Annotated in this window: 20 protein-coding genes; 12 read left to right on the top strand and 8 right to left on the bottom strand. The window is 68.5% G+C overall.

The features are described 5' to 3' along the window. Nucleotides 1-38 precede the first annotated feature (38 nt). Both ACWGID_RS18810 and ACWGID_RS18805 read left to right on the top strand, forming a co-directional pair. Nucleotides 39-806 carry an SDR family oxidoreductase gene (locus ACWGID_RS18810; RefSeq protein WP_452198119.1) on the top strand — a complete coding sequence of 256 codons (768 nt, stop codon included), beginning with the start codon at nucleotides 39-41 and terminating at the stop codon, nucleotides 804-806. Next, nucleotides 806-1,192, top strand: coding sequence for a MerR family transcriptional regulator (locus ACWGID_RS18805; protein ID WP_452198117.1), 387 nt, complete (start codon nucleotides 806-808; stop codon nucleotides 1,190-1,192). The genes ACWGID_RS18810 and ACWGID_RS18805 overlap by 1 nt, the downstream gene beginning before the upstream one ends. Here the strand turns inward: ACWGID_RS18805 and ACWGID_RS18800 are convergent. Together ACWGID_RS18800 and ACWGID_RS18795 are read right to left on the bottom strand one after the other, a co-directional pair. Then, nucleotides 1,134-1,901 carry a DUF427 domain-containing protein gene (locus ACWGID_RS18800; protein WP_452198116.1) on the bottom strand — a complete coding sequence of 256 codons (768 nt, stop codon included), beginning with the start codon at nucleotides 1,899-1,901 and terminating at the stop codon, nucleotides 1,134-1,136. The genes ACWGID_RS18805 and ACWGID_RS18800 overlap by 59 nt on opposite strands. 55 nt (nucleotides 1,902-1,956) lie before the next feature. Then, nucleotides 1,957-3,996: a fibronectin type III domain-containing protein gene (locus ACWGID_RS18795; RefSeq protein ID WP_452198114.1), complete on the bottom strand. Its 2,040-nt coding sequence runs from the start codon at nucleotides 3,994-3,996 to the stop codon at nucleotides 1,957-1,959. A 217-nt stretch (nucleotides 3,997-4,213) separates the two neighbouring features. Here ACWGID_RS18795 and ACWGID_RS18790 point away from each other — a divergent pair, with 217 nt between their 5' ends. From ACWGID_RS18790 to ACWGID_RS18780, 3 genes are all read left to right on the top strand, one after another. After that, on the top strand, nucleotides 4,214-5,692 hold the full coding sequence (locus tag ACWGID_RS18790) for a lysyl oxidase family protein (RefSeq protein ID WP_452198113.1): 1,479 nt from the start codon (nucleotides 4,214-4,216) through the stop codon (nucleotides 5,690-5,692). Nucleotides 5,693-5,756: 64 nt separating this feature from the next. Continuing rightward, nucleotides 5,757-7,319 carry a N,N-dimethylformamidase beta subunit family domain-containing protein gene (locus tag ACWGID_RS18785; protein ID WP_452198111.1) on the top strand — a complete coding sequence of 521 codons (1,563 nt, stop codon included), beginning with the start codon at nucleotides 5,757-5,759 and terminating at the stop codon, nucleotides 7,317-7,319. A gap of 4 nt (nucleotides 7,320-7,323) precedes the next feature. Further along, complete coding sequence (locus tag ACWGID_RS18780) at nucleotides 7,324-8,895, top strand: N,N-dimethylformamidase beta subunit family domain-containing protein (RefSeq protein WP_452198109.1); 1,572 nt, start codon at nucleotides 7,324-7,326, stop codon at nucleotides 8,893-8,895. 126 nt (nucleotides 8,896-9,021) lie between these two features. On the opposite strand, the gene ACWGID_RS18775 is transcribed toward ACWGID_RS18780, so the two are convergent. Further along, nucleotides 9,022-10,551, bottom strand: coding sequence for an MFS transporter (locus ACWGID_RS18775; protein ID WP_452198107.1), 1,530 nt, complete (start codon nucleotides 10,549-10,551; stop codon nucleotides 9,022-9,024). A 124-nt stretch (nucleotides 10,552-10,675) separates the two neighbouring features. On the opposite strand from ACWGID_RS18775, the gene ACWGID_RS18770 reads away from it, so the two are divergent. Next, the gene (locus ACWGID_RS18770; protein WP_452198105.1) at nucleotides 10,676-11,548 is read left to right on the top strand and encodes a LysR family transcriptional regulator; all 873 of its coding nucleotides are present in this window, start codon (nucleotides 10,676-10,678) and stop codon (nucleotides 11,546-11,548) included. Here the strand turns inward: ACWGID_RS18770 and ACWGID_RS18765 are convergent. Together ACWGID_RS18765 and ACWGID_RS18760 are read right to left on the bottom strand one after the other, a co-directional pair. Beyond that, entirely contained in the window at nucleotides 11,545-13,029 is a 1,485-nt protein-coding gene (locus tag ACWGID_RS18765; protein WP_452198103.1) for a sulfatase family protein, read from the bottom strand. The genes ACWGID_RS18770 and ACWGID_RS18765 overlap by 4 nt on opposite strands. Nucleotides 13,030-13,082: 53 nt before the next feature. Then, nucleotides 13,083-13,895 carry a UbiA family prenyltransferase gene (locus tag ACWGID_RS18760; protein WP_452198101.1) on the bottom strand — a complete coding sequence of 271 codons (813 nt, stop codon included), beginning with the start codon at nucleotides 13,893-13,895 and terminating at the stop codon, nucleotides 13,083-13,085. 18 nt (nucleotides 13,896-13,913) lie between these two features. Between ACWGID_RS18760 and ACWGID_RS18755 the strand changes: the two genes are divergently transcribed. The 3 genes from ACWGID_RS18755 to ACWGID_RS18745 are packed head-to-tail and all read left to right on the top strand — an operon-like array spanning nucleotide 13,914 to nucleotide 16,491. After that, nucleotides 13,914-14,966, top strand: coding sequence for a type III polyketide synthase (locus tag ACWGID_RS18755; protein WP_452198099.1), 1,053 nt, complete (start codon nucleotides 13,914-13,916; stop codon nucleotides 14,964-14,966). Beyond that, the gene (locus ACWGID_RS18750; protein WP_452198097.1) at nucleotides 14,966-15,478 is read left to right on the top strand and encodes an isoprenylcysteine carboxyl methyltransferase family protein; all 513 of its coding nucleotides are present in this window, start codon (nucleotides 14,966-14,968) and stop codon (nucleotides 15,476-15,478) included. The genes ACWGID_RS18755 and ACWGID_RS18750 overlap by 1 nt, the downstream gene beginning before the upstream one ends. Further along, a complete protein-coding gene (locus tag ACWGID_RS18745) occupies nucleotides 15,475-16,491 on the top strand; it encodes an NAD(P)/FAD-dependent oxidoreductase (RefSeq protein WP_452198095.1) in 1,017 nt (338 codons plus the stop codon). Before ACWGID_RS18750 ends, ACWGID_RS18745 begins: the two co-directional genes overlap by 4 nt. 232 nt (nucleotides 16,492-16,723) lie before the next feature. Here the strand turns inward: ACWGID_RS18745 and ACWGID_RS18740 are convergent, their stop codons facing one another. After that, on the bottom strand, nucleotides 16,724-18,262 hold the full coding sequence (locus ACWGID_RS18740) for a helix-turn-helix domain-containing protein (RefSeq protein WP_452198093.1): 1,539 nt from the start codon (nucleotides 18,260-18,262) through the stop codon (nucleotides 16,724-16,726). Between the two features lie 90 nt (nucleotides 18,263-18,352). Between ACWGID_RS18740 and ACWGID_RS18735 the strand changes: the two genes are divergently transcribed. The 3 genes from ACWGID_RS18735 (at nucleotide 18,353) to ACWGID_RS18725 (ending at nucleotide 21,182) form a co-directional block, all read left to right on the top strand. Then, entirely contained in the window at nucleotides 18,353-19,630 is a 1,278-nt protein-coding gene (locus tag ACWGID_RS18735) for an NAD(P)/FAD-dependent oxidoreductase (protein ID WP_452198091.1), read from the top strand. Nucleotides 19,631-19,876: 246 nt separating this feature from the next. Further along, the gene (locus ACWGID_RS18730; RefSeq protein WP_452198089.1) at nucleotides 19,877-20,278 is read left to right on the top strand and encodes a VOC family protein; all 402 of its coding nucleotides are present in this window, start codon (nucleotides 19,877-19,879) and stop codon (nucleotides 20,276-20,278) included. Between the two features lie 109 nt (nucleotides 20,279-20,387). Then, nucleotides 20,388-21,182 carry a hypothetical protein gene (locus tag ACWGID_RS18725; RefSeq protein WP_452198087.1) on the top strand — a complete coding sequence of 265 codons (795 nt, stop codon included), beginning with the start codon at nucleotides 20,388-20,390 and terminating at the stop codon, nucleotides 21,180-21,182. Nucleotides 21,183-21,203: 21 nt separating this feature from the next. Here the strand turns inward: ACWGID_RS18725 and trxA are convergent, their stop codons facing one another. After that, entirely contained in the window at nucleotides 21,204-21,593 is a 390-nt protein-coding gene (trxA, locus tag ACWGID_RS18720) for a thioredoxin (protein ID WP_452198085.1), read from the bottom strand. Nucleotides 21,594-21,755: 162 nt separating this feature from the next. Further along, a complete protein-coding gene (locus ACWGID_RS18715) occupies nucleotides 21,756-22,631 on the bottom strand; it encodes an aldo/keto reductase (RefSeq protein WP_452198083.1) in 876 nt (291 codons plus the stop codon). Nucleotides 22,632-23,033 lie beyond the last annotated feature (402 nt).

Below are 23,033 nucleotides of genomic sequence, written 5' to 3'. Positions count from 1 at the left end.
AATTCGTTGCCCGGGACATCGACGTCGAGGAGAAGTGAGTGGACCTGCAACTCTCGGGCAAGACGGCCGTGGTCACCGGTGCCAGCAAAGGCATCGGCCTCGCCTGTGTGGCGGCGCTCGCGCGGGAAGGCGCGATGGTGACCGGGCTCTCCCGTGACCCGGCCAACCTTGCGAAAGCGCAGCAGCAACTGCCGGACCTGACGTTCCAGGTCGAGGCGGTCGACCTGACCGACGCCGACGCCACCACGGCCGCTTTCGAGCGCATCGGCGTACCGGACATCCTGATCAACTGCGCCGGGGCGGCGCGACGGACGCCGGTCGACGAGCTGGACAGTACGGCGCTGCACGCGGCGATGGAGGCGAAGTACTTCACGTACATGCACGCGACCGAGGCCGTCATCCGTGGAATGGCGGAGCGCGGGAGCGGCGCGATCGTGAACGTCGTCGGCCAGGGTGGTCGCGCCGCGAACCCGTTGCACATCGGCGGCGGCGCGGCGAACGCGGCGCTGATGCTGGCGTCGGTCGGCTACGCGAAGGCGTACGCCGGGCAGGGCGTCCGGGTGAACGTGATCAACCCCGGCACGACCCGGACGACGCGCGTGGACGAAGGGCTCGAGGCCGCGGTCCGGGCGACCGGCCGGCCGAAGGAGGAGCTGCTCGCGGAGATGGTTCGCGACATCCCGATGGGTCGCGTCGGCGAACCCGAGGAGGTCGCGAACGTCGCGATCTTCCTCGCATCCCCACTCGCGAGCTACGTCACCGCGTCGATCATCACCATGGACGGCGCCACCACCGCGGGCATCTGATGCTCACGATCGGCGAGCTCGCCGCCCGCTGCGGGCTCGCCACCCACGTCCTGCGGCACTGGGAGGACGTGGGTCTGCTCGCTCCGTCCCGCGTCGCGGGTCGCCGGCAGTACGACGATTCGCAGGTCGCGCGCGTGGTGATGATCCAGCGCGCGAAGGCCGCCGGCCCGGGGCTCGCGCAGATCCGCCGGATGCTTGACGCGTCCGGCGGCGCGGAACGCCGGGCCGTGCTCGTCGAGCAGGACGCCTTGCTCGACGAGCAGATCCGGCAGGCACAGGAATCCAAGCGACTGCTCGATCACGCGTTGAGATGTGAGGCCCCGGACTTCACCGAGTGTCCACATTTCCATCGGTTGGTCGCTGACCTGGGTTCGAGAACGGTGTGACCGGCCGTTCCTGCGGTACGCCGTCCACGGTGATGTCGACGTTCTCGTTGAAGAACGCGATGTGGTTGGCGATCGGCAACAGGTTCGCGGTCGGGAAGTCGTACGACCAGGCGACATCGGGCACCGACGGCACCGACCAGTAGCCGGAGGTCCGGCCCTTGTACGGACACGCGGTGACGGTCTCGGTCTCGGTGAGGTGTTCGAGGTGGACGGCCGTCCGCGGGAAGTAGTAGCGCGGCGGCAGCCCGGTCTCGAAGACGATGACGACGGACGAGGAATCAGCCAGCAGTACGCCGTCGGAGGAGACCTGGTACTGCCGCGTCGACTTGATCGCGTCGACCCGCGAGTACGGGTTGCGGGGATGGACGAAGACTTCCTCGTCTTCCTCGAACCAGCTGTCGAGCGCGTCCCATTGGAACCGGACCCGGTCCTTTGCGACGCCGTCGTCGTACACCCAGGCCTTTCCCGTACCGGCCGTGTGGACGCGCGCGACGCCGTGCTCGAAGGTCCTGGTCTCGCCGGTGTCGGTCAGCACCCCGTCGGCGACGTCCGCGAGCGGGACGTAGTACTGCGGGTACGGCGGGAACTCCCAGAGGTAGATCGCGTCGGTGGTGTCCAGGACGACGCGGTCGTCGAGCAGTGCGCGGATCCGCCGGGGGACCGGTGCGGTGCCACCGGGCGGGATCAGTGGTTCGGGATAGGCGCTCATACGTCCAGTAAAACGCGGGACCGGCCCTGGTGGAGCCGGTCCCGCGGTCAGGTGGTTACACGGTGATCCAGTCGATGTCGGCGATGTAGCCGTTCGGGTTGCTGATCTTGAGGGAGTTGGATCCCGCGGTCAGCTTCACCGGGAGGTAGGTGACTTGCGGCGTACCCCAGTCGTTGTCGCCGAGGCCGTGGTAGTTCACCCAGTAGCTGTCGGCGCCGTTGACCGTCAGCATGCTCTGCCGGCTGGTGTCGCCGTCGGTGTACGCGATCTTCACCAGGTACGTGCCGGTCGCCGGCACCGTGATGCCGTTCAGCGTCACCGTCGATCCGTACCCGATGTTGCCGATCTTCGCGCCACCCGAACACAGGCTGCAGTCCGAGACGCCCGCGTCCCCGGTCCGGGTACTCGTCGGTGCCTCCGCTTCGTACCGCACCGGTCCGCCTGCCTTCGCGGTGTACTTCGTCACGCCGGCACTCGGCTCCGACGTACGACCGCCCTTCACACCCTTGACCGTGAAGGTGTACTGCGTCTGCGCCGCGAGACCACCGACCACTGCGTTCGGCTTCGTGGTCGTCGCCACCTGCTTGCCATTGGCAAACACCTGGTACGACGTGGCGCCCGCGCTCGGCCGCCAGTTCAGCGACACCGTCGTCCGGCTTGCATCGGTCGCCGTCACGTCCGCCGGGATGCTCACCGGAACGTTGCCCGGCGTGATCTTGTACAGCTTCGACCCGTGCGCGGGCAGCTCGGCGCTCACCGAACCGCTGACGTCCCGCGTGTTCTGGTTCGCCCAGATGTCGCGCACGGTCGCCTTGCCGCCGATCCCGAGCTGGTCGAAGTTGCCGGTCACCGTGGCGGGGGAGTCCGCCAGGTTGAACAGCGCGACCGTGGTGCTGCCGTCGGCGTTCTGCGCGTACCAGACCTGCTGCAGCTGGTCCTGGTTCAGCGGTCGCGCCGGGTTGCCGGACTGGTTGATCGCGATGACCTCGCGGTTCGTGAGCAGCTTGAGGCCGTACGCGTCGAGCTTGGTCAGGTCGTCACCGGCGAACAGCGGTGCCGAGTTGATCGCCCAGAACGTCATGTAGCTCTGGCGTTCCGCGTCGGTCAAGCCGTCCATCGCGCCGACACCGACGTTCAGGGCGTCGAGGTTGTTCCAGTGGCCGGGGCCGGCGTCGTCGATCCACTGCGGTAGATCCCACCAGCGGGCCTTCACCGAGCTGTCCCACTTGACGATCGTGTCGCAGTAGCACTCGACGTCGGTGTCGATCCGCCAGCCGTTCGAGTTCGCCTTCCACACGTCGGCGTACCGGTGGCTGAGTGACCAGGACAGCGTGTACATCATCGGGCGGCCGGCGTTCTGGACCGCGCGCCACCACGCCTCGATGTCCTCGGTGTTGTTGTGGTTGGGGTCGTCCGGCGCGCCCTTCCAGGAGCCGGGGCCGACACCGTCCATCTTGATGAAGTCGACGCCCCAGGACGCGAACAGCTTGGCGATCGAGTCGGCGTACTTCTGGGCGCAGGGGCTCGCGTAGTTGATCTTGTACGCCGCGTCCCAGCCGTTGGTCTTGCGCAGGTCCGGGTAGACGATGTCGCGGGTGAAGCAGCCGGGCGCGTCGAAGATCGGGGTGTTGCCGTCGCGGTACACATCCGTGCCGAGGCCGACGACGGTGTAGATGCCGAACTTCAGGCCGAGCTTGTGGATGTCGTCGCCGACCGCCTTCATCCCGCGCGGGAACCGCTTCGCGTTGGCGACCGGACGGCCGTACTCGTCGCCGCCGTCCTGCCAGCCGGCGTCGACGTTGATGTACTCGTAGCCGTACGGCTTGAGCTTCGTGGCCAGGGCGTTCGCCTGGGTGAGGATGTTCTTCTCGCTGATGAAGCTGCCCGGGCCGTCGGGGTTCACACCCGGGTAGTTGGTCGACTGCAGACTCCAGCTGCTCCAGCCCATGTAGGGCTTGGCAGCGATTTGCTGGTTGATCTGTGGGGCGGATGGCGGGGTCTTGGCCTGGACCGCATCGGCCGGGGCGGTGGCGGCTGCGGTCGACACCAGGGCGACGGCGGCCAGCACGAACGTGGTGCGGCGTCTCAAGGACATGTGATGGTCCTCCGGGGGAGGAGTGAGCGGACCTCGCCGAGCCTAGGTGTGCTTAATTTACGCAGTCAAGTATTCAGCCACGGTGACTTTTTCCCTGACCTCCCGTGACAGGACTGCCATGGAACCTTGATCAACTTCGGTCCGCCGCCGAGTCGTCGTACCAGCAAGAGGCCGGCTCGTGAGGACGCCGGCGGGTGCAGGAGGGGGTTTCATCATCGTGAAGGCATACAGACTCGGCCGGACGGCGGTCGCCGTGGCAGGGGCAGCGGGACTGGTCGCACTCGCGGCCACCGGCGCATCGGCGGCCACCAGCGGCCGGTCGGGTACGACGGTCGCGCGGCCGCCACTGAAGTTGGTTGCCGGAAGCATCGACGTGACACTGACCGATGTCCAGGACTACGGCGTCGATCTTGATCTCGGTACCCATGTGGTGGCGGGTAATGCACCGATCGAGGTGCGCGCGACGCGGGCGTCGTACGCGTCGCCTGTGGTCGCGACGCAGTACGTGCACGGCAAGGCGGTGCGGCAGTTGCCGAAGGGGCTGGTCACGGACTTCTCCGGGCTCGGGAAGTTCCTGCACATCACGTTGACCAATGCGGCGGGCAAGAAGGTCGTGGACAAGGACCAGACGGTCTGCCTGAACGGTGACGGGTCCCGGACCCGCCCGGATGCGCCGGCGACGTCGCCGTACCCGGACGGCTGTACGGCGAATCCGTTCACGCAGGGGGCGGTCTGGGGGCTACAGACCGGTTGGTCGGCGCAGACTTTCACCGATGGGGCTCCGGCGAAGCTTGCTCTAGGCAAGTACAAGGCGGTCGTCTCGGTGAACAAGGCGTACCGGGACTTCTTCAAGATCTCTGCGAAGGACTCGACGGTCGCTCTGAACGTGACTGTGCAGAAGGGTGACAGCGTCGGCGGTCGGAAGGCGGCTGCTGCGACTTCGGTGGCGCTGAAGCCGAACGCGGCTCGACCGACGGGCAAGGCTGGTATACCGAACGGCCCGAAGCCGGACCTCCGGCCGGTGCCCGCGTGGGGGATCGAGGTCGCGCCGGGTGACGCCGGTACGCCGGATGCGAACAAGGACTTCCTGCAGTTCTCGGCGACCGTGTGGAACGCGGGCCCATCGCCGCTGGTGCTGGACGGGTTCCGGCGGCAGGGCAAGGACCTGATGGACGCGTACCAGTACTTCTACGACGCCCGCGGCAAGCAGGTCGGGTACCAGAACACCGGCACGCTGGAGTGGGACGGCCGGGAGGGCCACAATCACTGGCACTTCACCGACTTCGCCCGCTACAGCTTGCTGAACGCGCGGCAGACCGAGGTGGTCCGCAGCCAGAAGGAGGCGTTCTGTCTGGCCGCGACGGACTCGATCGACTACACGGTCAAGAACGCGAACTGGCACCCGGACAACACCGACCTGCACACCGCGTGCGGCGACCACAGCTCGCTGTCGGTCCGCGAAGTCCTGGACGTCGGCTCCGGCGACACCTACGTGCAGACCTTGCCGGGTCAGTCGTTCGACATCACCAACCTGGCCAACGGCACGTACTACGTCCAGGTGACCGCCAACCCCGAGCACCGGCTTTACGAGTCGAGCACGAAGAACAACGTCGCGCTCCGGCAGGTCGTACTCGGCGGCACCAAGCACCACCGCACCGTCAAGGTGCTCCCGGTCGGCGTCATCACCGCTCCCTGACGACGCTTCTCAGCCTGTTCCAAGCTCCGCCCTCCTACCCTCGAAATGGCGAGAGGAGGGGGCTGTGCGCGCAGGAATCCTTGCTGTCATGGTCTCGTTGTCGACGATTCTGGTGTCCGGGTGCCAGGCGACCCCGAAGCACTCGGCCGCCGCGGCGGCCGGCACCACCCCAGGTCCGGTCGAGATCAGCCGATCTGGCTCGACCAGCTGGGTCATCAGAACGAGCCGGATGGCCGGTCCCGCCGACCTGGCCGGCTACGCTGATCACACCAGCGTCCGGAGCGGTGAGCCCTTCAAACTCTTCGTCTCCTCGTCCGACGGCAACTTCACCGTCCAGTCCTACCGGCTCGGCTGGTACGGCGGAACGGGCGCGCGACTCGTCTGGACATCACCCGTCGTACGGGGCGTGAAGCAAGCGGCGCCGGCGCTGACGAAGCTGCGGATGGTGACGACGAACTGGCAGCCGTCCCTGACGGTCCGCACGACCGGCTGGGTGCCCGGCGCGTACCTGCTCCTGCTGCGCGCGGCCGACGGCAAGGAGAAGTACGTGCCGATCGTGGTGCGGTCGGACTCCGCCCGGGACGCGGTGCTGATCGTCGACGCGGTCAACACCGAGGAGGCGTACAACGCCTGGGGCGGCTACTCGCTCTACCACGGTCCGCACGAACTGTCCGCGCAGCGTTCGCTCGAGGTGACGTTCGACCGGCCGTACGACGACGGCGGCGCGCGCGGGTTGATGGACTTCGCGATGCCTGTGATCCAGCAGGCCGAGCAGAGCGGCGTACGACTGGCTTATGCGACAAGTGCGGATCTCGACGCGGATCCGGGGCTGCTCGCCGGGGCGCGCGGGATCGTGTTCGGTGGGCACGACGAGTACTGGACGCCCGGGATGCGGAACGCGGTGACGAAGGCGCGTGACGCTGGGACCAACCTGGCGTTCCTCGGCGCGAACTCGGTGTTCTGGCGGGTTCGGTACGCGGCCAGTCGGCTCGGTCCGCGGCGCGTGCTGATCGGGTACAAGGACGCGCGGCTGGATCCGTTGAAGAACCAGCCGGACACGACGGTGCGCTGGCGGAGCAACCCGTTCCCGGATCCGGAGAACAATCTGATCGGGATGCTGTACGAATGCTTCCCGGCGGTTGGTGCGTTCACGATCCGAGACCCGGGGTTCTTCCTGTTCGCGGGTACGGGAGCGCGGGCGGGGACGTCGTACCCCGGGCTGATCGGGGACGAGGCGGACCGGGCGTATCCGATCGCGGGGACGCCGGCGGACCTGCAGGTGGTCGCGCATTCGCCGACGACCTGTGGTCCCGCCCGGCACACGTTCTCGGACGCGTCGTACTACACCGCGAAGTCGGGGGCGGGCGTGTTCACCACCGGCTCGATCGAGTGGGTACGCGCGTTGGCGGGACCGGACCCGAAGGCGGGTGTGGGTCCGGCGGCGGTGGCGTTCGCGCGGAAGGTGACGGTCACCGTGTTCCGGGCGCTGGCGGGAGGCCCGCTGGGGCGGACGCATCCCGCGCTCGGCGACCTGTCGACGCTGCGCGAATCGCCGTCGCAGATGAGCGGAACCGGCGGGCCGGTGGGGTCTATGACGCAGCACCCGCCGTTGCATGCGAGAGACTGACCGTATGCGCCGATGGCTGGTGGTGGGGGTAGTCGTGCTGTTGACGGCGGCGGGGTGCCGCGCGAGCCCGCCTGCCGCGGACCCGTCACCAACCACCGACGGGCCGTCGACTAGCCAGCCATCGTCCGGTCAGCCATCCACGGGTAAGCCGTCGACCGCCGCGCCGGTGGCCGAGAACGCGAAGCCGGGGACGACGGCCTGGCGGATCCCGGTGAACCGGATCGCCGGGCCGATGGAGCTCGCCGGGTACGCCGACCACGTCAGCGTCCGCAGCGGACAACCCTTCCGCCTGTTCGTCACCTCGACTGCAGGCGCCTTCACGGTGCGGGCCTTCCGCGTTGGCTGGTACGGCGGAACCGGTGCGAGGCTGGTCTGGACGTCGTCAACGATCCCCGGTCGCGCGCAACCCGCCCCGACCGTGCGGCCGGCGGACCGGATGGTCAGTACGAAATGGCAACCGTCCCTCACCGTGGCGACGACCGGCTGGCCGGCCGGCGCGTACCTGCTGCTCGTCACCGGGGCGAACGGCAAGCAGAAGTACGTCCCGATGACCGTCCGCTCGGAGTCGACCCGCGGCGCGGTCGCGATCGTGAACGCGGTGAACACGTACCAGGCCTACAACCAGTGGGGCGGGTACTCGCTCTACAACGGGCCCGACAAGTCGTTCGCGAGTCGCGCCCATCGCGTCACGTTCGACCGCCCGTACGACGGGAACGGCGCGCGCACGTTGGTGCAGTCCGAGATGCCGCTGATCCAGTTGGCCGAGCGGAGCGGCGTACCCCTGGCTTATTTGACGAGTGTGGATCTTGCGACCGCGCCGGACGCGTTGGCCGGGGCGCGCGGGGTGGTGTCACTGGGGCATGACGAGTACTGGACCGTTGCCATGCGCGACGCGGTGACGAAGGCTCGGGACGCGGGGACGAACGTGGCGTTCCTCGGGGCGAACGCCGTCTACTGGCGGGTCCGGTACGAGAACAGTCCGCTCGGGGCGTCCCGGGTCGTGGTCGGGTACAAGGACGCGAATGCCGACCCGGTGAAGAACCGGCCGGACACGACCGCGAAATGGCGCAGCAAGCCGGATCCGCGCCCCGAGAACTCGTTGACCGGGATGCTCTACGAATGCTTCCCGGCGGTCGGTGCGTTCACGGTGCACGATCGCGACTTCTTCTTGTTCAGCGGGACGCGAGGTACGTCGTTCCCAGGGCTCACCTCGACCGAGGTCGACCGGGCGTATCCGGTCGCGGGAACGCCGGCCAACCTGCAGGTGGTGGCGCACTCGGCGGTGAGCTGCGGCGCGGGAGTGCACACGTTCTCGGACGCGACGTACTACACGGTCGCGTCCGGAGCCGGGGTCTTCGACACCGGTTCGATGGAGTGGGTCCCGGCACTGCGCGCGCCGAACTCGAAGCTCTCACTCACCGCGGCCGGGGTGGCGTTCACGCGGACGGTCACGCTGAACCTGCTCCGGGCGATGGCCGCAGGTCCGATGGGCCGCACCCATCCGGCCCGCGGAAACCTAGCCACCCTCGGCGCTTCCCCGTCCACCTCCACCGGCTCCGGCGGCAAGGTCGGCTGACTTTGTGCTCCCACCAACCATTGTGAGGCGGCCGAAATGGTTGGTGGGGGCTCAAGGTGTGGCCCGGGGCAGGGGCGAGGTGGAAGGCAGCCGCTCGGCCCTGCCCCGGGAACTCGGGAGTTGAACTCAGTGGTGTTGCGGGCGGCGGCGGGAGCGGACCCGGCCGACGTGTGAGTCCATCCGCGCGTGCTGCCGGCGGCCGAGGGCGAACGGGCGGGACGTGCGGTTCCAGAGCGGGGTGCTCTGCGGAGCCGCCAGGTGGATCTCGGTCTGCCGCAGGTTGAGCCGGAGCGGAACCTGGTGCCACGGGGACCGGGTCCGGACGAGGACCAGTCGGAACTTGCCGTCCCGGCGGAGCCGCAGACCGATCGCGATCGTCGCGATCGCCGGTACCAGCCCGGCGAGCGCCAGCGCCGAGCGCGCCCCGAAGTGCTGGGCGAGGTACCCGACCGTCGGCCCGCCGATCGCGCCGCCCCCGATGAAGACCAGGTTGTAGATCCCGGAGACCCGGCCGCGCAGGCCGTCCGGAGTGGTCAGCTGGACCATCGACTGGGCCGCGGTCAGGAACATCAGCGTCGCCATCCCCATCGTGGCCAGCACCGGGATGAACGTCCACAGCGACGGCTGGATCGCCGCGAGCACCTCGGTGATCGTCAGCAGGCAGGCGATCCCGATCAGGTTCCGCAGCCGGGTCGGCCGGACCCGGCGGGCCGAGAGCAGCGCACCACCGAGCGCTCCGAACGCGACGACCGAGTTCAGTACGCCGTACCCCGAGGCGCCGGTGTGGAAGACCCGGTCGGCGAACGCGGTCAGGGTCACCGGCAGGCTGATGCAGAACATGCCGTAGATGCCGACCAGCGCGATCGCCCAGCGGACGGCCGGCTCGTGGAACGCGTACCGGACGCCGTCGCGCAGCCCGTCGCGGATCCGCAGTCCCGCGCTCGCCTTGCGGGCGGCGTGGAACCCGGGCATCTCGCTCTCGCGCATCCGCAGCAGCGCGCTGATCGAGGCGAAGAAGGTCAGGCCGTTGAGCGCGAAGGCCCAGCCGGCGCCGATCGTGCCGAGCAGGACGCCGCCGAGCGCGGGACCGATCAGGCTGCCGAGCTGGAACGTCGACGACACCATGCTGATCGCGTTCCGCACCGTCTCGCGGGGGACCAGTTCGGTGACGAACGACTGCCGGGTCGGGTTGTCGACGGCGGTGGCCAGGCCGAGTACGAACGCCATCGTGTAGACGTGCCAGACCTGCACCGAACCGGTGAAGGCGGTCAGCGCGAGGATGCCGGCGCAGGTACCCATCGTGATCTGGGTGACGAGCAGGATCTTCCGCTTCGGGAAGCGGTCCGCGATCACGCCGCCGAACAGGCCGAGCACGAGGGTGGGGAGGAACTGCAGCGCGGTCGTGATGCCGACCGCGGTGGCGCTGCCGGTGAGCGTGAGCACCAGCCAGTCCTGGGCGATGCGCTGGATCCAGCCGCCGGTCGAACTGACCAGCAGACCGCTGACCAGGAGGCGGAAGTTACGGACCCGCAGCGCGCTGAAGGTGTCCTTGAAACCGGGCCGGCGCGCCTGCGTTTCCCGGAGTTTCGTCGAGTCGGTGGTGCGGTGGAGGTGGAAGTCGGTGGACGGGACAGTACCGGTGGCCCGGGAGGTCAAGAGCGATCCCTACGCGATTGGACTGGTCAGGGGAGGACCCCTCCATCCTCAGGGGTGGACGCTGGATTCCCCCAACGAATTACTCCTATTAGTCTTATTGCGTGACGTAATGGGAGGTGCATCGATGTACGACCCGGACCAGCTCCGGACGTTCCTCGCGGTCGCGCAGTCGCTCAGCTTCACCCAGGCAGCAGAGCGGCTGGGCATCCGGCAACCGACGGTGAGTCAACATGTCCGCAAACTCGAGACGGCGGTTGGGCGACCCTTGTTCGTCCGTGACACCCGCACTGTCACGCTGACCGCGGACGGCGAGGCGATGGCCGGTTTCGCCCGCACCATCCTGGCCGCGCACGAGGAGGCCGCCGGCTACTTCACCGGCTCGGAGCTCCGCGGCCGGCTGCGGTTCGGCGTCACCGACGACCTGGCGCTGACGCCGCTGCCGAAGATCTTGCGGGACTTCCGGCAGCTGTACCCGCGGATCGACCTCGAGCTGACCGTCGCCCAGAGCCCCAACCTGCTCCGCCGGGTCGAGTCCGGTCACCTCGACCTCGCCTACGTCAAGCACGGCGCCGGCGGCGGCTACGAGCCGAACGGCCGGCTGGTACGCCGTGACTCGCTCGTCTGGGCCGGCATCTCGGGCACCCGGATCGCGGCCGACGGGCCAGTCCCGCTGGTCACGTACCAGGCGCCGTCGCTGAGCCGCTCGCTCGGTGTGCAGTCGCTCGAGCAGGCCGGTCGCACCTGCCGGATCACGTGCATCGTGCGCGGCGTCAACGGCGTACTGGCTGCGGTTCGGGCCGGGCTCGGGATCGCGATCTTCGCTCGGTCGCTGATGCCCGCGGACCTGGTCGAGCCGCCGCCGAGCGCCGGGCTGCCGGAGCTGCCGCCGATCGACCTGGTGCTGATCACCAACCCGCGCGCCGCCAAGGAGCCGGCCGAGGCGCTGACGGCCGCGATCCTCGGCAGCAACGCCCCGCTGAAGCCCGACGCGGCCTAGGCGCCGGCCTTCCAGCAGGCCGCTCCGCCCTTGCACGCCTTGAGCGCCTTGACCTTGGCGTGCAGTGCGGCGCGCTGGCTGGTGGAGAGCGAGGACGCCGTGTTGTTCAGCTGGAGCGGGTCCTTCGAGCGGTCGTAGTACTCGATGGTCCCGTCCGAGTACTCGACGTACGTCGCGGTCGCGGTGCGCAGGGCCTCGTACGACGTGGGGTTGCCGCTGCCCTTTTCCGGGTGATCAGGGTCCTTCGGGTCGGTGTCCGGGCCGTGGTGCTCGACGAGGCTCGTCGTACGCCAGTCCTTGGGCGCCGTACCGCCGAGCAGCGGGGTCAGCGTGTGGCCGTCGACGTCCGGTGCGGGGGTGAGTCCGCCGAGGGTCTCGAAGGTCGGCGCGAGGTCGATGTTCTGCGCGGGCTGTTGCACCGTGCTGCCGGCCTTGAGCCCCGGACCGGCCATCACCAGCGGCACGTGGATGTCGGTCTCGAACGCGGTCTGCTTGCCCGCGGTCAGGCTGTGCTCGCCGAGGTGGTACCCGTTGTCGGAGCTGAATACGACGACGGTGTTGTCGGCGACACCCTTCTTCTCCAGCGTGTCCCGCAGCGAGCCGATCATCCGGTCCACCGACTGCACGGCCTGCGCCCGCTTGCGGAACGCCTGGTCCAGCGCGGTCTGCTGCTTCGGGGTCAGCGGCGGGTGCTTCGCGAGCCACGGCGGCGCGTTCGCGGGCAGCTTGCCGTACGAACCGTCGCGCGGAGCCTTCAGCCCGGGGAACTTGTCCTTGTCCTGCGGCGCGGGCGTGTACGGACCGTGCGGCGAGAAGGTCGACACCTCGAGGAAGAACGGCTGCTTCGCGTCGGCCGACGTACTGATCACGTCCCGCGCCTTTCCGGCGAGTACGTCGGTCAGGTAGTCGCTCGGCTCCTTGCCATGCTTCTCGAGCTTGTGGTTCACGTTCAGCGTGTAGTTGTACTCGTTGTACCCGGCACCTGCGACCGCCCAGTCGTCCCAGCCCGGGGGCACGTAGTTGTCCTGTCCGTCGACCTTGCCGTCCGGCTGGTAGCCGTTCAGGTACTTGCCCATCATCGCGGTGTGGTAGCCGGCCTTCTGCAACGCGGTCGCGAACGTCGAGTCCTCGTTCTCGCGCTTGTGGAAGGTCTTGAACCCGCCGTCCTTGCCGCCGTTGGTGAACACCCCGGTGTCGTGCGGGAACTTGCCGGTGAAGATCGACGACCGCGACGGGCAGCACAGCGAGTCCGTGACGGAGTAGTTCGCGAACGACGCGCCGTCCTTGGCCAGCTTCTGTACCTGGGGAATATACGGCAACAGGTTCATCGACAGGTCGTCGGTGAGTACGAACACCATGTTGGGGTGGTCGGGCTCACCGGCGCTGGTGTTGACCGAGGTCGGCTGTTGATCGGCCCGGGAACATCCGGCCAGCGCGACCACGAGAGCTAGCACGACAGCGAACGTTCGTCGGAAGAGCATGTGTTCCACCGTAAACACGAAGCGACGATCCGCACCTGAAGAGTCGCTGAAGGTCAGACGAGGGCGTCTCCGCGCAGGACCAGCGAGATCACGCCGACCGCGGCGATCGCGATCGTGATCAGGAACGGGGCGTCCCGCCAGAGCAGGATCGTGGCGAGCAGCGCGGCGACCAGTGCCAGCGCGATCCAGCCGATCACACCGATCGGGCCGGCCGGGGCGATCACCAGCAGCCCGGTCGCGAGGGCGAGCGGGAGCGGGGCGAGCAGGCGGGCGTAGCGGCCCAGTCGCTGCGGCCAGCCGCGGACGCCGGTCGCGAGATCGTCGTCCAGATCGGGTACGACATTCGCCAAATGGGCACCGATACCCAGGAGAGCACCCGCCGCGGTGGCCCACCACGGTGCCCAGACGTCCGCGGTGCCGAGCGTTACGAACGAGGGCAGTGCGCCGAACGCGACGGCGTACGGGAGCCAGGAGATCGCGGTGGATTTGAGACCCAAGTTGTACGCCCAGGCACAGCCGACGAACAGCAGATGAACCAGTCCGGCCGCGATTCCGTTGGCCAAGGAGACGGGGATGGTGACCACCAGCATGACGCCGGCAGCGATCGCGAGTGTCCGCCGACTCACCAGTCCACGGACCACGGGCTTGTCCTGGCGGTTCACAATGGTGTCGCGGGCGGCATCTATCGCGTCATTGCTCCAGCCGATCGAGAGGTGGCCGGTGAGGATCGTTGCTGCGACGAGGAGACACCCGGCCGGACTGCGCCCGGCCGACCATGCGACGGCCGTGACCAGTGCGGTGACGGCAACGGTGGGACCGGGGTGGCAGGCGAGTGCCAGTCCGCGAAGCGTCTTGAGGATCCCCACCCACGTAACGATGCCACGATGACGCGGGTCGCAGCGGTCCGGCCCGCGCTCCCGCCGTACCGCTATCCGCAGTCGGAGCTGACCGAGGCGTTCGCCTCGATGTGTCTTCCGGACGGAGCGGGTACGGCGTTGTTGCGCCGGCTGCACGCCAACGCGGGGGTGTCGTACCGGCATCTGGCCCTGCCGCTGGAGGAGTACGCCGTCCTCAAGGACTTCGGTGCGGCGAACGACGCGTGGATCGAGACGGCCGTGGACCTCGGCGCCGAGGCGGTCGCGGGAGCGGTGCGCGACGCCGGGCTGACGCTGGCCGATGTCGACGTACTGATGTTCACGACGGTGACCGGAGTGGCGGCGCCGTCGATCGACGCGCGGGTGGCGTTGCGGCTCGGACTGCGCGAGGACGTGAAACGGCTGCCGCTGTTCGGACTCGGGTGTGTCGGTGGAGCGGCGGGGATCGCTCGGCTGCACGACTATCTGACGGCGTGGCCGACGCAGGTCGCCGTACTGCTGTCGGTCGAGTTGTGTTCGCTGACACTGCAGCGGGACGACGCTTCGTTGCCGAATCTGGTGGGTGGGGCGCTGTTCGGGGACGGCGCGGCGGCAGTGGTGCTGACCGGGTCCGAGCATCCGCTGGCGTCGGGTCCTTCGGTGGTGGCGACGCGCAGCCGGTTGTATCCGGACTCGGAGCGGGTGATGGGGTGGGACGTCGGGTCCGGCGGGTTCCGGATCGTGCTCGGGGCCGACGTACCCGACGTGGTGCGGACCTATCTGGGCGGCGATGTCCGCGGGTTCCTGGGGGAGCACGCGTTGACAGTGCCGGACATCGGGACCTGGGTGAGTCATCCGGGTGGGCCGAAGGTGCTCGAGGCGGTCGCGGAGACGCTGGCGCTGCGGCCCGGCGCGCTGGACCTGACGTGGCAGTCGCTCGATGCGGTCGGCAACCTGTCGTCGTCCTCGGTGCTGCACGTGCTCGGTGACACTCTCGAGTTGGATCCTGCTCCCCAGGGACCTGGTGTGTTGCTGGCGATGGGGCCTGGGTTCTGTTCCGAGCTTGTGCTGATGGAGTGGTGATGTACGGCTGGTATGTGGGACTGGTGCTGCTCGTCGCTGCAGAGCGCGTGGCGGAGCTCGTGGTGTCGTTGCGCAACGCGAAGTGGAGCTTCGCGCACGGCGGCGTGGAGTCGGGGCGGGGGCACTACCCGTTCATGGTCGCGCTGCACACCGGGCTGCTCGCGGCGTGCCTGATCGAGGCGATGCATCGGCCGTTCATCCCGTGGTTGGGGTGGACGATGTTCGCGGTCGTGCTGCTCGCGCAGGGGCTGCGGTGGTGGTGCATCACGGTGCTCGGGCATCAGTGGAACACCCGCGTGATCGTCGTACCCGGGCTCAAGCTGGTTGCTCGGGGCCCGTATCGGTTCCTGCGGCATCCGAACTACGTGGCGGTCGTCGCGGAGGGGATCGCGCTGCCGCTCGTGCACACCGCGTGGATCACCGCGCTGGTCTTCACCGTCCTGAACATTCCGCTGCTGGCCGTCCGGATCCGGTGCGAAGAGACGGCACTGAAGTCGGCGCTGGTGACGTGATCGACCTGCTGGTCGCCGGAGCGGGACCGGCCGGTTCCGCCACTGCCATCCGGGCTGCCATGGCCGGTCTGTCGGTCGTGGTGGTCGAGCCGCGCTCCGCTCCGATCGACAAGGCGTGTGGTGAGGGCATCGCCCACAGCGCGGCGTCGTACCTCTCCCGCCTGGGCGTGGAACTCACCGGCCGTCCGTTCCACGGCATCCGGTACCTCGACGGGACGCACTCCGTTGACGCCCGTTTCGCCGCGGGCCCTGGGCTTGGAGTACGCCGCACCACTCTGCAGGCAGGTCTGGTCTCGCGCTTGGCTGCTCTCGACATCCCTGTCATCCGTGATCGGGTCGGGCCGATCACTCAGAACACGACCTCGGTCACCGCTGCCGGCATCACTGCGCGGTATCTGGCGGCAGCCGACGGCCTTCATTCACCGATCCGTCGCCAACTCGGTCTCTGCTCCGAGAACCCCAGCGAAGTCCGCCGCGGTCTGCGACAGCATTTCCACGTCGCACCGTGGACCGATCTCGTAGAGGTCTACTGGTCTCCTCTCGGCGAGGCCTACGTCACCCCGGTCGCCGACGATCTGGTCGGCGTCGCCGTCCTCACCTCGGCTCGCGGCACCTTCGACTCGCACCTCGACGCCTTCCCGCTACTGAAACGCCGCCTCCGCGACGCTGAAACGGCCAGTGCCGTAATGGGCGCCGGACCGCTGCGTCAACGCGTCCGCGCCCGTACCGCCGGCCGCGTCCTGCTCGTCGGCGACGCCGCCGGGTACGTCGACGCGCTGACCGGCGAAGGCATCGCGGTAGCACTTCGTACGTCGGCCGAACTCGTCGACTGCGTCCGCGCCGACCGCCCGCAGGACTACGAGGCCGCCTGGCGCCGGGTCTCCTGGGAGTGCCGCCTGCTGACCGCGACATTGCTCTGGGCCCGCAACCGCTCCGTGCTCGCGCCGCGGATCGTGCCTGCGGCGACACGGCTGCCGGGCGTGTACTCGGCCATCGTCAACCGGTTGTCGTAGGCAACATCGGCCCGGAAATGCCGTTGGCCCGGCGATCGCTCAGACAATCGCCGGGCCCACGGTGGGCCGAGCTTCCTGGTGAAAAGCTCGGACCTTGGTCCGCCGTTCCGGCCTCCTGGTGAAAGGCCGGACCGGCTGACAAGGAAGACTCTGTCAGCCGGATGTTGCTCAACAGTTGCCGGAATGTGAAGCCTTGTTACATGGGGCTGTGGCGAAGATCTCAGTGCCGGTTTCAGTGCTCGGTGCGGACCGCCGCGATCTGTAGTTGCAGGGCCAGACGCTGCCGCGGATCGGACAGGTCGAGGTGCGCGATCTCGCCGATTCGCTTCATCCGGTGCCGCAACGTGTTCGTGTGCAGGTGCAGTGCGCGCGCCGCCCGCTGCGGTTGCCCCGGATAGTCGAGCCAGGCCTGCAACGTCTCCACGAATCCCGTGTCGTGCTCGATGTCGTGCCGCAGCAGCGTTGCGAGCGGACCATCCATCTTGGTGGTATCAAGCGAGGTGACGGCCCGATGCACCGTCAGCAGGTGCCAGGCGTCCTCCACCCGAAGTGCGGGGCCGGGCGCGAGTCCCCGACGTACCAGACCGAGGAGTTCGACGGCCTCGGCTCGGGACATCGGGAGATCGGCTGGTCCGCGGGCCGGACCACCGGCCGCGGCGTACGTGCCGGGTGCTTGCTCGATGACGAGTTTCTGCAGCCAGATCCACGACCCTGGTCCGTCCGTGTCGGTGACCACGGCCAGCACCGTTCCGTCGAGGTCCGCGAGCTGCGGTTCGCTCCAGCCGTGCCGACGACCGGTCGACTCCCACAGGTCGAGCTGCTGAGGTACGTCGTACCCCTCGGGTGAGCCGAGCGCCACCACGCGCCAGGGCTGACGTGGAAGCCGTACGTCGACCGGGTTGTCCGGAGAGAACTGCCGCAGGATCGTCCGCAGCCGGTCGATCGCACTCCGCCGCGCTACGTCGGCCTGAGCCCGCAGCCGCAACAGGTGCAACGCTAGGACCGACGCGGCGTTGCTGAGCTCCGCAGTGACCGCATCACTCACCGGACCGTCGACAACAGCCCAGATAGACCCCAGCCACTCACCGCCGGCCCGCACTGGTACGACGAGACGCGGGCGGATGCCGTTCGGTCCGGTAGGTACCAGGAACGGCTCACTGGACCGGGCCAGGCGCCGAAAGATGCCACGGGCCCTGAAGTGCGCGATCACCTCGGCCGGGACGCGGCGTCCGACAATCGTCGACACACGGGTCGGGTCGGTGAAGTCCTGACCGGAGGAGTACGCCAGAACCCTGGACTGGTTGTCCTCGATCGTCACTGGCGCGTCGACGATGGCAGCAGCGGCATCGGCCAGTGCGAACAGCTCCTGGTGCACACCGGCGTCTCCAGCGGCGGGCGAGTCCGGTGCGGCGGCTCGGTCGAGTACGCCGCGCAGCAGCCAGACGACGTGCGCCCAGGTGACGCTGGGCTGCAGTGCGACGAGTGCGAGCACCTCCCGCTCCGCTGCGGCCGCCACGGTCGGCTCGTGCGCCAGCGTCGTACGGAGAACGACTCCTGAGGCGTTGCCGGCCGCGCAGCGCTCGACCAGCTCGACAGCGTCCTCTGCGTCGCGCAGACCGAGTCCGAGCACCAGATCGCCGGGCTGACCGGTCGCAGGCTCCTGCGGATCGGCCAGGAAGACGTCCCGGACCTCACTGTCGCCCTTGCCCGCCGCCACCACCTCGAACAGCGCTGGGCCGACGGCAGCGGTCAGGTCAGACACGGAGATCATGAGGTTATTGTGCGCTGAGCACAGTCATTTGTCCCGTCAATGGTGTGATCGCACCATGACAGCGGCGCGGGGCGGCCGCACCATCGATACATGACCACAGCTGGTTCCGTACCTGGTGCAAGCCACATCGTCCCCGACCGCGTCGCCGTCGTCGGCGCGGGCATGGTCGGCCTGGCCACCGCCTGGTTCCTCCAGGAGGCCAGCGTCGAGGTGACGGTGCTCGATCGCGAAGGTGTCGCCGCAGGCGCGTCCTGGGGCAACGCGGGTTGGCTGACCCCCGGCCTGGCCACCCCGCTGCCCGAACCAGCGGTCCTCAAGTACGGCGTCCGCGCGGTGCTGAGCCCTGCCTCACCGGTGTACGTTCCACCGACCGCGAGCCCGCGGCTCCTCAAGTTCCTCACCCGCTTCGCTCGCAACAGCACCGCCGGACGCTGGAAGACCGCCATGGAGGCGCTGGTTCCGATCAACCGGCAGTCCCTGAGCGCGTTCGACTTCCTGGCCAAGGCCGGCGTCGAGGCGCAGACCTACGAGGCCAAGTCGTTCCTGGCCGCGTACCGCACCGTCGAGGAGCGCAAGGTGCTGCTCGAGGAGATCGAGCAGATCCACGCCGCCGGTCAGGGCATCGAGTTCGAGGCGATCAGCGGCGACGACGCCCGTGAGATCGAGCCGTCGCTGTCCGACGAGATCGGCGCGGCGATCCGGCTGCACGGGCAGCGCTTCATCAACCCCGGTGAGTACGTCCGGCTGCTCGCCGACTCCGTGATCGCCCGCGGCGGGCAGATCATCAGTGGCGTGGTGGTCAAGGACATCGTCGACGAAATCCGCGGCGTCCGGCTGATCACCGGGGACGGCGAGACCGACCCGTTCGACGCGGTGGTGATGGCAACCGGCGCGTGGCTCGGCGACCTGGCGCGGCAGTTCGGCGTGAAGACCGTCGTACAGGCCGGGCGTGGGTACAGCTTCAGCGTGCCGATGGCGCACGTGCCGGCCGGCCCGGTGTACTTCCCGGCGCAGCGGATCGCCTGCACGCCGCTGGGGGACCGGCTCCGGGTCGCCGGGATGATGGAGTTCCGCAAGCCCGACGCGAAGCTCGACCCGCGGCGGATCGACGCGATCGTCGACGCCGCCCGGCCGCTGCTGCGGGACGCCGACCTGGACGCCCGGACGTTCGAGTGGGTCGGCCCGCGGCCGTGCACCCCGGACGGGCTGCCGCTGATCGGCGCGACCGCGTCGCCGCGGGTGTACGCCGCCGGTGGGCACGGGATGTGGGGGATCACGCTCGGCCCGGTCACCGGCCAGTTGCTCGCGGAGACCATCACCACCGGCCGTGCGCCCGCGGAGCTGCGTCCGTTCAACCCACTTCGCTGACGACGGCTTGGAGGGGCTCCAACGACGTGGCCCCTCCATCCCGCTGACCGTCATCTCGAGCAGCCCTTTCGGTGACCCTCCTCGGGCAGCGCCTCATCTGCCCGCGCCTCCTCAGGCCACCACGTTGCCGCTCCGGTCAGCACCGAGAGCGGGCCCTGGCTGACATCCCCTGCCCAGGGCCCGCTCTCTGTTTTGTCGGTGTCGCGTGCAACCATCTGCTCTCCGACGTTCTGGGGAGGATCTGTCATGGTGCTGCGCTGGTACACGGTCGTGATCGACTGTCACGACGTCCGAAAGCAGGCGGCCTGGTGGGCCGAGGCCTTCGGCTGGAAGACGATCCACGAGAGCGACGACGAGTGCGTGAACGTCCCCGCCTGGGTCGAGCTCGAGACCGTCGAGGACACCCCCTGGGAGCGCATCGGCCCCGGCATGGTCTTCGTCCCGGTCCCGGAGGGCAAGTCGGTCAAGAACCGCCTGCACCTCGACTTCGCACCACACACCAGCCAGGACCGCGACGCCGAGATCGCCCGCCTGGAAGCCCTCGGCGCCCGCCGCGCCGACATCGGCCAGCCCACCGACGCGACCTTCACCGTCCTCACCGACCCCGAAGGCAACGAATTCTGCGTCCTCAGCTCCAGAGACTCCTAGATCCACGAGCTGACGGCCGGTGTGCCGGGTGCATCGGCTGACCGCTTGCTGATTGCTGATCAAGGCGGGCACGATCAGGACACCGGGTTGCGACGGACGGAGGCGGGGCGTGATGTCGAACGTGAACGGACCACCGCCACCACCTGCGCCGCGGCGTGTGGGCGGCACGGGTGCGCCCGCGTGGGCGGCGAAGGCTCGGCCGGTGGTGGACGTGGTGGCGCGGATTCTGTGCCTGCTGCTGGGTGGCGCCTTGCTTGTCGCCGGCATCGTCGGGCTGTTCACCGGCGTCAGCGAAGGGCAGTTGGTGACGGTGCTCGCTGCCGGCCTGCTGCTCCTGGTGATGCCGTCGATCGTCGACCGGATCCGGACGATGAAACTCGGCTCGTTCGAAGTGGATCTGCTGCGCCAGATGGCGGAGACCGCGAAGAAGACGGCCGAAACGCTGGAGCGGCTCGGGATGGGGCCCGAGCTCTCGGCGTACGCGACGATCTACTCCGAGCTTCGTGAGGAGCAGCTCACCCCGTTGCGCGGCCTGATCATGGACCGGATTCTCCAGCGGGTCGCGAACGCGGCCGCGGTGGAGAAGTTCGACAAGGACGAAGTACGGGACTTGTTCGTCACCGGCTCACCGGTGGTCCGGGTGCTCGCCCTCGGTCTGATGGAGGGCGACCGTTCGCTGATCGACAGCGACGTACTGCTCGAGGCGATCCGCGGACCGCTGACCGCCAACGAGCAGTACCACGCGTTGAAGCTGGTGCAGAGCGGCTGGGGACGGCTCACGCCCGGCGAGCGCAATCAGCTGCTGGCCGCGCTCGACCACAACCCGAAGCTCCAGATGGGCCCGGACCGGATCGCCCTGGCACAACAGATCCGGGAGCTCGATGCGAACTCCCGGATCCGTTGAAGCGTTTGACCTGCTTGTAGATCAGTGCGTGTGCGGCTCGGTGCCGTGCTCCGCCTCGTGGGCGGCGATCTGGGCCTTGACCTCTTCCATGTCCACCGCGCGCAGCTGCCCGATCAGGTCCTCCAGGCTCGCCGCCGGCAGCGCACCGGCCTGCGAGTACAGGACGACGCCGTCGCGAACCGCCATCAGGGTCGGAATGGACGCGATCTGGAAGGCCTGCGCCAGCTCGGCCTGAGCCTCGGTGTCGACCTTGCCGAAGGTGATGTCCTCGTGCGTCTCGGACGACTTCTCGAAAACCGGTCCGAACATCTTGCACGGGCCACACCACTCGGCCCAGAAATCCACGAGTACGAGACCGTCGCCACCGACCACCTCGTTGAAGTTGTCCTGGGTCAGCTCGACCGTTGCCACTACGACCTCCGAAAGTAGATGAGTACACCGCAGTCAACACCGAGCGGGGTCTCGGTTGTTCCCGGACCCCGCACGTGTCTCATCCGGGCATGCCGACAGAAAGTCGTACGCCGTACGACCTGACCGGAATCCGGAGTCTCGAATGTGACCTGGGCCACTCTCCTAGATCGGAATGTCCACGAAGGGTGACGCGTAGTCCTGGACCTCTTGCAGGATCGATGCGGCCGCTTCCGGAGAGAGATCGGCCCGCTCGCGTTCCGCGACGATCATCTGCTGCAGTAGCCGGGTCTCACCTGCGGTAGCCAGGCCGGTGATCTCCGGATGCCCGTTCAGCAGCCAGGCGGTGGCGGCCGTGATGTAACGCTGCTCGTCGAACGGTCGGTACCAGGTGTCGTACGTCTTCTGCTCGCCGTCGGCCCAGTTCCGCCGGGCGATCATCTTGATCGTCATCAGGGCCGCGTCCGAGGCCTTCACGGCCTCGACCAGGGCCGCGTAGTCGGCGGCGTACTGCGGGTCCGTGGACAGCTTGTAGTTGAGCGGCGTCAGCACGCTGTCGAAGTCGAACCGGCGCAGGCCCTCGGTGTGCACCGACGGCGCCTGCGCGGTGTGGCCGGTGATGCCGATCGCCCGGACCATGCCCTCGTCCTTGGCCCGGACCGCCGCCTCCAGCGAACCGCCCTTGCCGGTGACGAGATCCAGGTTCTCCAGATCGCAGACCGCGTGCATCTGAATCAGATCGACGTGGTCGGTCTGCAGCCGCTCCAGGGACCGGTTGATCTCGCTCCAGGCCTCCTCGAAGGTCCGGCGACCGGTCTTGGTGGCGAGGAAGATGCGGTCCCTGATCTCCGGCATCCGGGGCCCGAGCCGCAGCTCGGCGTCGCCGTAGTCGGCGGCGACGTCGAAATGGTTGATGCCGGCATCGAGGGCCTCCTGGATCGAGGCGTCGGCGCGGTCCTGGTCGACACCGCCGAGCGATGCGGCGCCGTAGATGAGTACCGAGCTCTCGTGGCCGAGACGGCCCAGTCGGCGAGTTTCCATCCTGGTCCTCCAGGGGGTAGCAGGGGTCACTCCGACCTTATGCCCGGAAGTCCTGCTGGCAAGCGGTTGTCCGAAGCCGATTTTGACCCCTCGCCACGGGAGAGTTTTCCACAGGCGGGCCCGCTCGATCGGTTACTATGCGTGATCAGGTGATGCGTTCTTTCACCCTGTTCTTCGCACGGATTTTCGAACCTGTCCGCGGCGTGTGGCATGGTGTGCGCTGCTTGCTCGGACCCCGAGTAGGCATGAGAGAGGAGCTATGACGACGGTACCGAAGGTGTCGCGGCTTGCCGTTCAGGGTGACACCGCCCGCGAGTCGGGTAACAGTATGGCTGCGGGGAGCGATGGAGCATCCGGATGCCGGGCTCAGGCCTCCCGGAGGATGGTTGCGTGCCGTATCCT

This window comes from Kribbella sp. NPDC054772, assembly GCF_053611945.1.
This window is presented reverse-complemented; position numbering and strand designations above follow the sequence as displayed.

Bases quoted from the DNA above. Each gene is read 5' to 3' on its own strand.
- ACWGID_RS18795 (WP_452198114.1), bottom strand. From the start codon at position 3,996: ATGTCCTTGAGACGCCGCACCACGTTCGTGCTGGCCGCCGTCGCCCTG.
- ACWGID_RS18755 (WP_452198099.1), top strand. From the start codon at position 13,914: ATGACGCGGGTCGCAGCGGTCCGGCCCGCGCTCCCGCCGTACCGCTAT.
- ACWGID_RS18715 (WP_452198083.1), bottom strand. From the start codon at position 22,631: ATGGAAACTCGCCGACTGGGCCGTCTCGGCCACGAGAGCTCGGTACTC.
- ACWGID_RS18805 (WP_452198117.1), top strand. From the start codon at position 806: ATGCTCACGATCGGCGAGCTCGCCGCCCGCTGCGGGCTCGCCACCCAC.
- ACWGID_RS18740 (WP_452198093.1), bottom strand. From the start codon at position 18,262: ATGATCTCCGTGTCTGACCTGACCGCTGCCGTCGGCCCAGCGCTGTTC.
- ACWGID_RS18750 (WP_452198097.1), top strand. From the start codon at position 14,966: ATGTACGGCTGGTATGTGGGACTGGTGCTGCTCGTCGCTGCAGAGCGC.
- ACWGID_RS18730 (WP_452198089.1), top strand. From the start codon at position 19,877: ATGGTGCTGCGCTGGTACACGGTCGTGATCGACTGTCACGACGTCCGA.
- ACWGID_RS18735 (WP_452198091.1), top strand. From the start codon at position 18,353: ATGACCACAGCTGGTTCCGTACCTGGTGCAAGCCACATCGTCCCCGAC.
- ACWGID_RS18780 (WP_452198109.1), top strand. From the start codon at position 7,324: ATGCGCCGATGGCTGGTGGTGGGGGTAGTCGTGCTGTTGACGGCGGCG.
- ACWGID_RS18765 (WP_452198103.1), bottom strand. From the start codon at position 13,029: ATGCTCTTCCGACGAACGTTCGCTGTCGTGCTAGCTCTCGTGGTCGCG.
- ACWGID_RS18770 (WP_452198105.1), top strand. From the start codon at position 10,676: ATGTACGACCCGGACCAGCTCCGGACGTTCCTCGCGGTCGCGCAGTCG.
- ACWGID_RS18800 (WP_452198116.1), bottom strand. From the start codon at position 1,901: ATGAGCGCCTATCCCGAACCACTGATCCCGCCCGGTGGCACCGCACCG.